This is a genomic window from Pseudomonas sp. S2_A10 (assembly GCF_054668465.1).
The window spans coordinates 5700866-5713672 of record NZ_CP162773.1 but is presented as its reverse complement, the minus strand read 5'-3'; the positions used below and the strand labels follow the sequence as shown (position 1 = coordinate 5713672).

At 62.3% G+C, this 12807-nt stretch carries 11 protein-coding genes; all 11 read right to left on the bottom strand.

The features are described from left to right. Nucleotides 1–17: 17 nt before the first annotated feature. On the bottom strand, nt 18–710 hold the full coding sequence (locus tag AB4N41_RS25600; RefSeq protein WP_095182135.1) for an anti-sigma factor: 693 nt from the start codon (nt 708–710) through the stop codon (nt 18–20). Next, on the bottom strand, nt 707–1234 hold the full coding sequence (locus tag AB4N41_RS25595) for a sigma-70 family RNA polymerase sigma factor (RefSeq protein WP_095182134.1): 528 nt from the start codon (nt 1232–1234) through the stop codon (nt 707–709). The genes AB4N41_RS25600 and AB4N41_RS25595 overlap by 4 nt, the downstream gene beginning before the upstream one ends. A 161-nt stretch (nt 1235–1395) precedes the next feature. Further along, nucleotides 1396–1917, bottom strand: a complete 522-nt coding sequence (locus AB4N41_RS25590; RefSeq protein WP_016775383.1) for a DUF3455 domain-containing protein — start codon at nt 1915–1917, stop codon at nt 1396–1398. A 170-nt stretch (nt 1918–2087) separates the two neighbouring features. After that, nucleotides 2088–3722: an ABC transporter ATP-binding protein gene (locus AB4N41_RS25585; RefSeq protein ID WP_252876608.1), complete on the bottom strand. Its 1635-nt coding sequence runs from the start codon at nt 3720–3722 to the stop codon at nt 2088–2090. Between the two features lies 1 nt (nt 3723). Next, nucleotides 3724–4746, bottom strand: coding sequence for an ABC transporter permease (locus AB4N41_RS25580; protein ID WP_252867910.1), 1023 nt, complete (start codon nt 4744–4746; stop codon nt 3724–3726). Beyond that, nucleotides 4746–5810 (bottom strand): microcin C ABC transporter permease YejB, encoded by a 1065-nt coding sequence (locus AB4N41_RS25575; protein WP_056788670.1) that lies wholly within the window; start codon nt 5808–5810, stop codon nt 4746–4748. The genes AB4N41_RS25580 and AB4N41_RS25575 overlap by 1 nt, the downstream gene beginning before the upstream one ends. 1 nt (nt 5811) lies before the next feature. Further along, the gene (locus AB4N41_RS25570) at nt 5812–7677 is read right to left on the bottom strand and encodes an extracellular solute-binding protein (RefSeq protein ID WP_252876607.1); all 1866 of its coding nucleotides are present in this window, start codon (nt 7675–7677) and stop codon (nt 5812–5814) included. A gap of 229 nt (nt 7678–7906) precedes the next feature. Continuing rightward, the gene (locus AB4N41_RS25565; RefSeq protein WP_252876606.1) at nt 7907–10618 is read right to left on the bottom strand and encodes a TonB-dependent receptor; all 2712 of its coding nucleotides are present in this window, start codon (nt 10616–10618) and stop codon (nt 7907–7909) included. A 210-nt stretch (nt 10619–10828) separates the two neighbouring features. Further along, complete coding sequence (locus AB4N41_RS25560) at nt 10829–11230, bottom strand: ExbD/TolR family protein (protein WP_073471362.1); 402 nt, start codon at nt 11228–11230, stop codon at nt 10829–10831. After that, the gene (locus tag AB4N41_RS25555) at nt 11230–11937 is read right to left on the bottom strand and encodes a MotA/TolQ/ExbB proton channel family protein (protein WP_041477200.1); all 708 of its coding nucleotides are present in this window, start codon (nt 11935–11937) and stop codon (nt 11230–11232) included. The genes AB4N41_RS25560 and AB4N41_RS25555 overlap by 1 nt, the downstream gene beginning before the upstream one ends. A gap of 45 nt (nt 11938–11982) precedes the next feature. Continuing rightward, nucleotides 11983–12807, bottom strand: coding sequence for an energy transducer TonB (locus AB4N41_RS25550; protein WP_150634889.1), 825 nt, complete (start codon nt 12805–12807; stop codon nt 11983–11985).

The following is a 12807-nucleotide window of genomic DNA, read 5'->3' as shown; positions in this document are numbered from 1 at the left end:
AACCGCGTAGCAGAGCCTCAGAGCACCTTCACCGCACGCCCGATCGCCTGAATCGGCCCGGTCGGTTTGCCGATCGGTGAGCCATTGGCGCCTTCCAGGGTCAGCTCAAACAGCTGGTTGGGTTGCAGCGGCGGCAACTTGTCCAGCGGCACCGACAACGCTTGTCCCGGTTTGACCAGTCCCAATGACACCGGTCCCGACCAGCCGTCAGCCTTGGTCCAGAACTCCAGCGCCTTGTCCGCCGGCACCTCGACCACCCCCAGCGGAATCAACTGGATCTCCCGCGCATTGCTCGCCTGAATCACCCAACCCGGCGCCTTGTCCTGCGGCGCCACCAGCACGACCAGATAACTCGGTTTCGGCGCAGTCTGGGTCAGTAGCATCGCGCCCAGAATCAGCGTCGCAGCCAGGCCCGCCGCACTCAAACCGCGCCACAGCGGCAGCAGGTTCCACCAGGAAGCGAGAGGTTTTCTCACCGTCAGCCGCTCGAGACTGCGCTCGATACGTGGCCATAACTGCGCCGAGGGTTGCTGAGGTTCGGCCAGATCGGTCAGCTCCAGCAGACGTCGCTCCCATGCGTCGACTGCCGCGCGCAACTCAGGATCGTTCGGCAGGCGCCGTTGCACCTCGATGCGCTGTTCGAACGACAAGGTGCCGAGCACGTATTCGCCGGCCAGTTCATCCCGTTCCTGCGCTGATTCGCCGGTCATCCCATGCACTCCCGCAAAGCATTGAGGCTGCGCTTGATCCACGCTTTGACCGTGCCCAGCGGCGTGTCGAGGCGCGCGGAAATCTGCGCGTGGCTATAACCGTCGACGTAGGCATGGAGGATGCAGCTGCGCCGCTGCGGTTCCAGTTGTTCGAGGCAGCGATGAATGCGCGCCGAGTGAACATCGACCGCCTCATCAGACGCCGCTGTCTCATGTTCTTCGCTGAACGGCGTTTCCCGACTTTGCTTGCGCAACTGATTCAAGGCCAGGTGCCGGGTCACGCTGAACATCCAGCCCCGCGCCGAGCCGCGCGCCGGGTCGAACCCGGCCGCGCCGTGCCAGATCTTGATGAATGCCTCATGCACAATGTCCTCCGCCAGCGCCGTATCGCGCACCAGCCGCTTGGCCACACCGAGCAGGCGCGGGCCTTCCTGCACATACAAATCGCGCAAAGCCGCGCGCTCGCCTCGGGCACAGGCGGCGAGGCGGGCTTCGTAATCGAAAACGGATTCGGGTAAAGGCATGGGGTGCAATCTAGCTCACATTTCCCAAACATCCAGAGGCATGGTTCCCTGTGGGAGCGAGCTTGCTCGCGAATGCGGTGGGTCAGAAAGTAATAAGGCGACTGACACTCCTTCTTCGCGAGCAAGCTCGCTCCCACAGGATTGTGCACTGCTTCCGGATATCAGTTAGCCGCCCAGAAAATATAATCCGCTTGGTACTTCACCACTTCCTGCTTGCCCTTGTTCGCCATGGTGCACTCACTGCCCGGCGCGACGCCGCCCTTGAGCGCGACACGCTGGATGTAGCTGACCCCGGTCATCGCGCCTTTGCCCTCGGCCGGATTGGCCTTGACCAGTTGATAGGGCAGGTTGCCCGGGCTCGACGGTGCCACGGCCAATTGCGTGCCGGTGACTTTCGAACCGTCCTTGGCTTGCCAGGTCGCTGGCGGGCCGAAATAGGTGCCGACCTGTTTGCCGCTGCGATCATTGAGCACCGCTTTCGGGCCGACAAAGGTCCATTCGGTCTGCCCGGCCATATTGGGTTTGTCGCGGCATTCGTAGGTGATCTCGCCAACCCCGGTGGTTTCCAGGGCAATCTTGTGCCCGTCCGGCACCTTGATCGCGTCGGGATAACTGCTCTGGGCGAAGGTGGTCGCGGTGAAAGCGAGCAAACCGGTGAAGCCAATCAGCTGGGTGATGTTCATCCGATGATTCTCCGAAAAGGGTAGGGCGCTGACAGCACCAGAGTGGGCTGTTACAGGGACTACCCGTGGCGGAGGCGATTGGATGCAGTGCCGGAAAAATAAATTTCAAACACCACCTATCAAACCTGTGGGAGCGAGCCTGCTCGCGAAAGCGTCGGGCCAGCCAGCACTTATGTGACTGATGCACCGCATTCGCGAGCAGGCTCGCTCCCACAAGGTTCTTCATCAGGCTTCAGGCCGGAGGCTTTCAGGAGTTCCTGGGTATACGGATGTTGCGGCGCAGCGAAAATCTCCCGCGACGACCCTTGTTCAACCACCTTGCCATCCTTGATCACCATCAAGTCATGCGCCAGCGCATGTACCACCGCCAGATCATGGCTGATGAACAGATAGGTCAGCCCATGCCTGATCTGCAACTGGCGCAACAATTCCACCACTTGCTTCTGCACCGTGCGATCCAGCGCCGACGTCGGTTCGTCGAGCAGGATCAGCGCCGGTTCCAGCACCAGTGCGCGGGCGATGGAGATGCGCTGGCGCTGGCCGCCGGAAAACTCGTGGGGGTAACGATGGCGGCTTTGCGGATCGAGGCCGACTTCCTCGAGCACGCGAATCACCGCTGCCTCGCGCTCGGCCTCGCTGCCGATGCCATGGGTCAGCAAGCCTTCGGCGATGATCTGCTGCACCGACATGCGCGGGCTGAGGCTGCCGAACGGGTCCTGAAACACCACCTGAATCTGCCGGCGCAACGGCCGCATCAGACGCTGATTGAGCAGGCTCAACTGCTTGTTGCCGAAACGGATATTGCCCTCTGATTCGACCAGTCGCAGGATCGCCTGGCCCAGCGTCGACTTGCCCGACCCCGACTCGCCGACAATCCCCAGAGTCTTGCCGCGTTGCAGGGTGAAACTGACGCCGTCCACCGCTTTGATGTAATCCTGCTGGCGGCTGAAGAGTTTTTTCGGCAGGGCAAACCACACCTTCAAATCATCGACTTCCAGCAGGTTGTGCTCGTACTTACTTGGCACTGGCGCGCCGCTCGGTTCCGCTTCGATCAACAACCGGCTATAGGGGTGTTGCGGCGCTTGGAATAGCGTCTCGCAATCGGCCTGTTCAACGATCTCGCCCTGACGCATTACGCACACGCGCTGAGCGATCCGGCGTACCAGATTGAGGTCGTGGCTGATCAGCAACAGCGACATGCCCAGGCGCTGCTGCAACTCGATCAGCAGCTCAAGAATCTTCTTCTGTACGGTCACGTCCAGCGCCGTGGTCGGTTCATCGGCAATCAACAGTTCCGGCTCGTTGGCCAGCGCCATGGCGATCATTACCCGTTGCCGCTGACCACCGGAAAGCTGATGCGGATAGGCTTTGAGTCGCTGCAACGGCTGGCGAATACCCACCAGCTCGAGCAGCTCCAGCGTCCGCGCGCGGGCGGCGCGGCCTTTGAGGCCCTTGTGGATTTCCAACACTTCGCTGATCTGTTTTTCCACCGTGTGCAACGGGTTCAGCGAGGTCATCGGCTCCTGGAAAATCATCGCAATGCGATTGCCGCGCAAACCACGCATCTGCTGTTCGCTGGCGTGCAGCAAATCCACGCCGTTGTAGCGAATCGCGCCGCTGCTGCTGACGTTCTTGCCCGGCAACAAACGCAGAATCGAATGCGCCGTCACCGACTTGCCCGAGCCGGACTCGCCGACCAGCGCCAGACACTCGCCACGGCGAATATCGAGGCTCACACCGTGCACCACTTCTTGCCCGGCGAAGGCCACCCGCAGGTCGCGAATTTCAATCAGGTTGTCTTGCATGTCAGCTCCTCGGATCAAAGGCATCTCGGCACGCTTCACCGATGAAAACCAACAAAGACAAGATCAACGCCAGGGCAAAAAACGCCGTCAGCCCCAGCCACGGTGCCTGCAGATTGCGTTTGGCCTGGCCGATCAGTTCACCCAGCGATGCGGTGCCGGCGGGCATGCCGAAGCCGAGGAAATCCAGCGCGGTCAGGGTGGCGATGGCGCCGGTGAGAATGAACGGCAGGTAGGTGAGGGTGGAAGTCATGGCGTTGGGCAGAATGTGCCGGCGCATCAGTTCGCTGTCGGTCAGGCCCAGCGCGCGCGCGGCTTTCACGTATTCGAGATTGCGCCCCCGCAGGAACTCGGCGCGCACCACGTCGACCAGCGCCAGCCAGGAAAACAGCGCCATGATCCCCAGCAGCCACCAGAAACTCGGCGAGACGAAGCCGGACAGAATGATCAGCAGGTACAGCACCGGCAACCCCGACCAGATTTCCAGTACGCGCTGCCCGAGCAAGTCGACCCAGCCGCCGTAATAACCCTGTAAAGCCCCGGCGAGAATGCCGATCAACGCGCTGATGGCGGTGAGGATCAGCGCGAACAGAATCGAGATCCGCGTGCCGAAAATCACCCGCGCCAGAACATCGCGAGCCTGATCATCGGTGCCCAGCCAATTGCTCGATGACGGCGGGCTGGGCGCCGGTTCGGTGAGGTCGTAGTTGACCGTGTCGTAACTGAACGGGATCGGCGGAAACAGCATCCAGCCGCCCTGATCCTCGATCAGCTTGTGTACGTAGTTGCTGGCGTAATCCGGCTGGAACGGCAACTCGCCGCCGAAATCGGTTTCCAGATAATCGCTGAGGATCGGAAAGTAGAAGGCGTCGTGGTAGCGGATCACCAGCGGCTTGTCATTGGCGATCAGCTCGCCACCGAGGCAGATCAGGCACAGGCCGATAAACAGCCGCAGTGACCAGCGCCCACGGCGGTTGGCATTGAATTGCGCGACGCGGCGCTGGCCCAGAGGCGACAGTGTGAACATCAGGCAGTCCTCGCCGAAAAATCGATGCGCGGGTCGAGCAGGGTGTAGCAGAGGTCGCCGATCAGCTTGATCAGCAGGCCGAACAGGGTGAACAGAAACAGCGCGCCGAACACCACCGGATAGTCACGCGACACCGCCGCTTCGTAGCTCATGCGCCCGAGGCCGTCGAGGTTGAAGATGGTTTCGATCAGCAGGGAACCGGCGAAAAACACTTCGATCAGTGCCGACGGCACGCCGGCCACCACCAGCAGCATGGCGTTGCGAAACACGTGGCCGTACAGCACGCGCCGCTCGGTCAGGCCCTTGGCTCGTGCGGTGATCACGTACTGCCGGCTGATCTCGTTGAGAAAGCTGTTCTTGGTCAGGATCGTCAGCGTGGCGAAGCCGCCGATCACCAGCGCCGTGACCGGCAGTACGAGGTGCCAGAGGTAGTCGCCGACCTTGCCCAATGTGCTGAGGCTGTCGAAGTTGTCCGACACCAATCCCTGCACCGGAAACCAGTTGACGTAGCTGCCCCCGGCGAACACCACGATCAACAGAATGGCGAAGAGAAACGCTGGCATGGCATAGCCAACGATGATCGCGGTGCTGCTCCAGACATCGAAGGCGCTGCCGTTCCTGATCGCCTTGCGAATGCCCAGCGGAATCGAAATCAGGTAGGTGATCAGCGTCGCCCACAAGCCCAGCGACAACGACACCGGCAGCTTCTGCACGATCAGGTCGGTGACCTTGGCGCCGCGAAAGAAGCTGTTGCCCAGATCCAGTTGTGCGTAGTTTTTCAGCAGCAGCCACAGGCGTTCGTGCAGCGGTTTGTCGAAGCCGTAATGGTGTTTGATTTCCTCGATCAGCGCCGGGTCCAGCCCACGGCTGCTGCGCCCGGCACCGCCGACCGCCGCGACTTCGCCACCGCCGCCCATGCTGTGCCCGCCAAAGCCTTGCAGGCGGGCGATGGCTTGTTCCACCGGGCCACCGGGTGCGGCCTGCACGATAAGAAAATTCACCACCAGAATGCACAACAGCGTGGGGATGATCAGCAGCAAACGGCGACTCAGATAACGCAGCATGTCACTGGCCTCCCGCAAGCTGAGCGCTCATCTGCTGAGTCGTCAGCGGCCTGGCCGAGACTTCCCACCAGGTGTTGAGACCTTCGTCATACGAAGGTTGCACGGCGGGCATGCCGAAGCGGTTCTGATACACCGTCGGCGTGCCTTTGGAGTAGTAGTTGGGAATCATGTAGTAACCCCATTGCAGCACCCGGTCGAGGGCGCGGGCGTAATGCACCATGGCTTCGCGGCTGTTGGCCTGGACCAGCCCGTCAATCAGTTGATCGATTGCCGGATCGGCCAGCACCATCGCGTTCGAGCTGCCGACTTGCGTGGCACTTTGCGAGCCATACAGGCTGTACAGCTCGCGGCCCGGGGAGACGATCGGATCGCCACTGCGCGGGAAAGCGCAGACGATCATGTCGTAGTCGCGGGCGTTGAGGCGGTTGATGTATTGCGCTGAATCGATGCGGCGCAGATTGAGCGTGATGCCGATCTGCGCGAGGGTGCGTTTGAACGGCAGCAGCATGCGATCGAAGCCGCCCTGGCCATCGAGAAAGGTGAATTCCAGCGGCTCGCCGGCGGCGTTGACCAGACGATTGTTTTTCGCCGTCCAACCGGCTTCGGCGAGCAGCTTCAGCGCTTGCAGTTGTTTGTCGCGGATGTAGCCGCTGCCATCGGTTTTCGGCGCCTCATAGACCGTGGTGAACACCTCGTCAGGGACCTTGCCGCGCAACGGTTCGAGGATCTTCAATTCCTCGGCATCGGGCAGGGCGCTGGCGGCCATTTCACTCTTGGGCCAGAAGCTGTTCTGACGCACGTAGAAGCCGCGCATCATCTGTTTGTTGGTCCACTCGAAATCCCAGAGCAGGCTGATCGCCTGACGCACGCGGCGATCCTTGAAGAACGAGTTCTGCAGGTTGAACACGAAGCCCTGAGCGGCGGTGGGTTTGTCCGGGGCGAGGATCGACTGCTGCAAGCGGCCGTCACGCAGTGCCGGGCTGTCATAACCGACCACGTAACCAGAGGAGGAGAACTCGCGGTTGTAGTCGAACGCGCCGGCCTGCAACAGCTGGCGGGCGACGTCGGTGTCGCCGTAGAAATTCACCGTCAGGCTGTCGAAGTTGTACATGCCGCGACTGACCGGCAGGTCCTTGCCCCACCAGTCCGGGTCACGCTGGAAACTGATGCTGCGTCCGGCGTCGACCTTGCTCACCCGGTACGGGCCGCTGCCCAGCGGTGGCTCGAAGCCGCCGCCGTTGGCGAAGTCGCGGGTTTTCCACCAGTGCTCGGGCAGCACGCGCAGCGTCGCCAGATCCAGCGCGAGGGTGCGATTGAGGTTGTTCTTGAAGGTGAAACGGACCTGCCGTGAACTTTCGACCAGCACGTCCTGCACGTCGGCGTATTGCTGGCGGTAACTCAGGCTGCCCTTGGTCATCAGCAGGTTGAAGGTGTAGCGCACGTCTTCGGCGGTGATCGGCGTGCCGTCGGCAAAGCGTGCCTTGGGGTTGAGGGTGAAGCGCACCCACAAACCTTCGGGGTCGCGCTCGATCTGCTGCGCGACGAAGGCGTAAACCGTGTAGGGCTCGTCCAGCGATCGGAACGCCAGCGGCGCGTAGACCCAATCATTGACCTGCACCACCGAAATGCCCTGATCGGCATACGGCGTGATGTAGTTGTACTGACCGATCTCCATCGACGCACGGCTGAGCGAACCGCCCTTGGGCGCGTCAGGGTTAACAAAATCGAAATGCTTGAAGCCGGCCGGATACTTCGGCGCTTCGCCGTACACCGTCAGCGCATAACTGCCGCCGGCCAGCGCCGAAGTGCCGAAGCACAGCAGCGCACTGCCGAGCAGCAGGCCAGCCATGTTGCGCAAGAAACTCATGAAGTCACTCCTGAAAATCCCTGAAAGTCCACGGACCCAATGTGGGAGCGAGCCCTTGTGGCGAGGGGATTTATCCCCGATCGGCTGCGCAGCAGTCGCAAGATCAATGCATGCGGTACTTCTGATGCTCCGCGTCGGCAGGTCTTGGGGGCGCTTCGCACCCCATCGGGGATAAATCCCCTCATCACAAAGGCTCGCTCCCACAGGGGGAGATGTGTTCTGTTTCCGGTTAGAAGTGGTAAGTCATGCGCGCAAACAATGTCCGGCCCAGCGGGTCGGTGTAGCGCGGGTCATAGCCGCTCTGGAAGTTGTAGGCCTGGTTGGAGAACGGCGGGTTGCGGTCGAAAACGTTCTTCATTCCGGCATCAACGTCGAGCACTTTGTTGAAGGTGTAACCGGCCGACAGATCCCACACCGAATACGACGCCACCCGCGCGTGCGTCTCGCGGTCGTAATCGTTGTAACCGGTGGTGAAGCGGTTGGTCAGCGCTGCCCGCGCCGCACCGAGGCTCCAGCTGCCGGTGAGGTTGTGCTTCCAGCGCGCGATCACGCCGTCACCCTGAAAGTCGCCGACCTTGTCGGTGAACGGGCCTTTGATGGTGCTCTGGAAGTCGTACTCGTCGACATAGGTGCCTTGCAGGCCGAGGCCGAACTGACCGTACGGCGTGTTCGGGAAGCGATAGTCGAGCGACACATCGACACCATTGGTTTCGACGATGCCGAGGTTGGCGTTGCCGGTGACGATGTAGTTGAGCGTGCCGTCGGCGTTGCGCACGAAGCGGTCCGGGTAGGAGCCAGCCTGATCGAACACGGTGGATTCCGGGAACGGCTGGATCTGGTTGGAGATGTGAATCCACCAGAAATCCAGACCCACCGACAGATTGCTGATCGGCTGGTAGACGAAGCCCAACGTCACGTTGCGCGCCTTCTCCGGGGCCAGATCTTCGTTGCCACCGATCTGGTTGAGGAACTGCTGACCGCAATCGCGGCCGCCGTTGCCGCCCGGTTGCACCACGCCGCCGGTACACAGCACCGGATCGTTGTAGTAACCCTGAGTGAACGTGATGCTGCGCGGCGAATACAGCTCGTACAGCGATGGCGCGCGGAAACCTTCGCTGTAGGCACCACGCACCACCAGCTCTTTGATCGGCTGATAACGGAACGAATATTTCGGGTTGGTGGTGCTGCCGAAGTCGCTGTATTTGTCGTGGCGCACAGCGGCGGACAGTTCGAGGCTGTCGAGCACCGGCACGTTGAGTTCGGCATAGGCGGCCTTGACGCTGCGGTCGCCCTCGACGCTGCCGGCCGGGTCGATGCCGAGGCTCTGGATGTCGCCGGCGAACGACTCGAAATCCTGATGGAATTTCTCCTTGCGGTACTCGCCGCCCAGAGCCAGGCCGGACGGACCTGCGCCGAACCAGTCACCGATTTCACGGCTGACGCGACCATCGAACCCGGCGACGCGACCCACGGCTGTGGAGTAGGCGCCGTGGTAGGCGGCGGCATCGATGTACTGCTGGCCGGCAGCGGTCTGCGGGCCGAACGGGTTGAGCAAACCGCTGGCCAGGCCGTCAATCATCGCCTGATCGCTGACATAGCCACTGGTGACGCTGGAGACGATTTTGTTCTGGTTGTACGAGGCGCCGACGTTGTAATCCCAGCCGCCAACCAGACCATCGAAGCTCAGCAGAAAGCGCTGGCTGGTGTTCTGGTCTTTCGATTCACGCGGGCCGGCGGCAGTCTCGCGCCAGTTGACGTCCACCGGCTGCGTCGGGTCGAGGGCGAAATCGGTCGGCGCCGGGGTGATGCCGTTGCCGGGGTAGTACGGCGACGAGGAATCCAGGCTCAGACCAGTCAGTGGCGCCGGGCCGACGGCGACGGCGTTGTTGTTGCGCGACCAGAAATATTCAAGGTTGGCGTTGTGATCATCACCGAGCTTGGCAGTGGTCTTGCCGAAGAACGAGGTCTTCTCGGTCTGTGGCACCAGATCGATGTATTCACGGGTGCTGAAGCGGCACAAGCCGTCGCGGGCGATCAGGTTGGGGCCGTTGCAATTGCTGTTGGCCAACGGGTTGGTGGCGTTGCCGTTCTGGCTGTAGTTGCCGGGGAACGCGGTGCCGGAAGTCTGATCGAGACCGCGACCGGGCGCATAGTCGGTGGCGAAGGAGCGGTCGTTGGCGTCGAGGTTCTGCTGCTTGTTGTAGTTGAACACGCCGAGGACGTTGAAGCGGTCTTCTTCGAGATCGCCGTAGCCCCAACTGGCGCTCATGTCCTTGGTCGCGCCGCCACCGCTGTGGGTCGGCGTTTCGCCGCCCAGGGTCAGGGCGCCATCGGTGAGAGATTTTTTGGTGATGAAGTTGATCACACCGCCGATGGCGTCGGTGCCGTACAGGGCCGAGGCGCCGTCGCGCAGCACTTCCACGCGTTCGATGGCGGCAAACGGGATCATGTTCAGATCCACCGCGCCGCCGGCCGAGTTGGTCCCCGACAGGGCGTTATTGGCCAGGCGTCGACCGTTGAGCAGCACCAGCGTTTTGTTCGCGCCGATGCCGCGCATGTCGGCAAACGACGCACCGCCCGTTGCCGCGCCGACGGAGCCGGCGCTGTTGTTGATCGACTGACTGCCGGTGATGCGCTGCACCAGTTCGGCGGTGGTGGTCACGCCCTGTTTGCGCAGCTCGTCAGCCTTGAGGATGGTGATCGGCACCGCCGTTTCCGCATCGACCCGGCGAATCGCCGAACCGGTCACTTCGACCCGTTGCAGTTGCGTGGTCGGCGCCGCCACGACAGCGGCTGCCGGCGTGGCACTGTTGTCGTCCTCGGCCGCTTGCACGGTCCCGGCGCCCATCCCCATGGCCACCAGATACAGCGGAACAAAACGGTGGCGAGACATCGTTGCCACCAAAGGTTTGAGCGTGAAGCGTGGAGTGTTCATCAGCATGGTTGTTTCCGATTTTCAGACGTTATCGAATTGGCCTTGTGAGCCGCTCATTGCTCCGCTTCCGGTGATACCGCGCGCGGAAAACCACTTTCTTCAAGCAAGCCGATCCCCTCCGAAGACGCGGGGCGTTTTTTCGGTCGGCCGGGTGCGACGGGATTTCTTTTTTCAGCGGCGCCGGGCGGGTTTTTCAACACCCATCCGGCACCGCACTCAGTGGGTGGTCATCACCGAAATCTTGCTGATGCCGGAGCGTTCGATCGATGCCATGGCCTTGGCCACCTGGCCGTAATTGACGGCGGCGTCGGCCTGCAACTGCACGCGCACGTCGGCGTCTTTGGCCTTGACCTCCCTGAGGCTGGCCTCAAGGGATTCCGGGGCCAGTTCGGTCTTGGCCAGATAGAACTTGCCATCCTGATCGACGCTGACCACCACCGGGTCTTTCTTTTCGGCAGGGGCGACGGCGTCGGTTTTCGGCAGGTTGACCTTGATCGCGTTGGTCATCAGCGGCGCGGTGACAATGAACACCACCAGCAGCACGAGCATCACGTCGACCAGCGGCGTGACGTTCATTTCGCTGAGCACTTCATCGCTGTCTTGAGTGGAAAACGACATCAGCTGGCCTCCCGCACGGCGGTGGTGCTTTTGCTGGCAATGGCCTGGCGGCTGATGGAAAAGGCACTGCGCGAGGCGAGGGCGTCGAAGTCGTGGGCGAAGTCGTCCATGTCCGCTGAGGCCAGTTTCAGCCGACGCAGGAAGAAGTTGTAGATCAGCACCGCCGGCACCGCGACGGCGATGCCCACGCCAGTGGCGATCAGCGCGTGGCCGATAGGCCCGGCGACCGCCTCAAGGCTGGCCGAGCCGGTTTCGCCGATGCTTTGCAGGGCTTCCATGATTCCCCACACGGTGCCGAACAAACCAATGAACGGCGCGGTGCTGCCGATACTGGCGAGGATCGCCTGGCCGTTTTCCAGCGAGCGACGTTCCTTCTGGATCTGCTGGCGCAGGTTGCGTTCCAGGCGATCGGAACGGTTGATGGTGTGCGCCAGTTGCTGCGTGGTACGCGGCGAATCTTCCACCAGCAGGGCTTCAAAACCGCTGCTGGCGATGCGCGCCAGCGAGCCCGGATACTGGCTGGCGTGTTCGGCGGCGGTGAGCAGGTCCGGCGCGCTCCAGAAGGCTTTGGCGAACTGTTTGTTCTGCGCTTTCTGGCGCAGGTACTGGGCCGACTTGACCAGCAGGATCGCCCAACTGACCACGGAAAACAGCACCAGACCCCAGAGCACACCGGGGACAATCATCGAAGACAGTGAATCGTTCATGGCTACACCTCGCTTGCGTTAATCAGTAATGAGTCGGTTGCGCCGTCATTGCGGCAATTTGAAATCGATGGTCTGGGTGGCGAAGCCGTCGATCGGCGTGTCACCGCGCTTGGCCGGAATGAACTTCCAGTTCTTCACCGCCGCGACGGCCGCCTCATCCAGTTGCGCCTTGCCGCTGGACTTGGTCACCGTCACCGCACCGGCACGGCCGTTGGCCAGCACCTGAATGCGCAGCACCACGCTGCCTTCCCAATTGCGGCGCAGCGCCAGCGACGGGTATTCCGGCGGCGGGTTGCCAAGGCTGGCCAGGCCGGAAATCGCTGCCGACTCCTTGACCGGAGCGGGCGCAGCAGGGGGTGCCGGTGGTGCGCTCGGTGTCGTCGGCGCCGCAGGTGCGGCAGGTTGCGCCGGGGCCGGCGGCGCTTTCGGTGGCTCGACTTTCTTCACCGGTTTGGGTTTCTCGACCGGTTTTGGTTTTTCGATTGGCTTGGGCTTCTCCACCGGTTTGGGCGGCGGCTTGACCGCGTCCTCGTCTTCCACAGGCTGCTCGGGTTCCGGCGGCGGTGGAGGCGGGGGCGGCGGTGGTGGTTCCGGTGTCGGTGGGGCCGGAGGCGTCGGGCTGGTCAACTCGACGGTCATTTCCGGAATTTCCGGCGGCGTCGGCAGTGGCTCCGGCCGTGCCTGATGAAAGAACCACCACGCGCCGCCGTGTATCAGCGCCGATACCGCGATCAGCAAAAGCATCTGTGGTTTGTTCAACCCGCCGGGTCGTGACGTGTTGGCTGCAAACGCCGGCTTGCCCGTTGCCGGCGGGACCGGCGCTTGCTGCAACGGCCCCGGCAGGGTTTTGTGCTTTACCGCATCGTTCAT

What these genes read in the sequence shown, in the direction of transcription:
- AB4N41_RS25580 (WP_252867910.1), bottom strand. Translation starts at nt 4,746, where the DNA reads ATGTTCACACTGTCGCCTCTGGGCCAGCGCCGCGTCGCGCAATTCAAT.
- AB4N41_RS25575 (WP_056788670.1), bottom strand. Translation starts at nt 5,810, where the DNA reads ATGCTGCGTTATCTGAGTCGCCGTTTGCTGCTGATCATCCCCACGCTG.
- AB4N41_RS25565 (WP_252876606.1), bottom strand. Translation starts at nt 10,618, where the DNA reads ATGCTGATGAACACTCCACGCTTCACGCTCAAACCTTTGGTGGCAACG.
- AB4N41_RS25595 (WP_095182134.1), bottom strand. Translation starts at nt 1,234, where the DNA reads ATGCCTTTACCCGAATCCGTTTTCGATTACGAAGCCCGCCTCGCCGCC.
- AB4N41_RS25600 (WP_095182135.1), bottom strand. Translation starts at nt 710, where the DNA reads ATGACCGGCGAATCAGCGCAGGAACGGGATGAACTGGCCGGCGAATAC.
- AB4N41_RS25585 (WP_252876608.1), bottom strand. Translation starts at nt 3,722, where the DNA reads ATGCAAGACAACCTGATTGAAATTCGCGACCTGCGGGTGGCCTTCGCC.
- AB4N41_RS25570 (WP_252876607.1), bottom strand. Translation starts at nt 7,677, where the DNA reads ATGAGTTTCTTGCGCAACATGGCTGGCCTGCTGCTCGGCAGTGCGCTG.
- AB4N41_RS25550 (WP_150634889.1), bottom strand. Translation starts at nt 12,807, where the DNA reads ATGAACGATGCGGTAAAGCACAAAACCCTGCCGGGGCCGTTGCAGCAA.
- AB4N41_RS25560 (WP_073471362.1), bottom strand. Translation starts at nt 11,230, where the DNA reads ATGTCGTTTTCCACTCAAGACAGCGATGAAGTGCTCAGCGAAATGAAC.
- AB4N41_RS25590 (WP_016775383.1), bottom strand. Translation starts at nt 1,917, where the DNA reads ATGAACATCACCCAGCTGATTGGCTTCACCGGTTTGCTCGCTTTCACC.
- AB4N41_RS25555 (WP_041477200.1), bottom strand. Translation starts at nt 11,937, where the DNA reads ATGAACGATTCACTGTCTTCGATGATTGTCCCCGGTGTGCTCTGGGGT.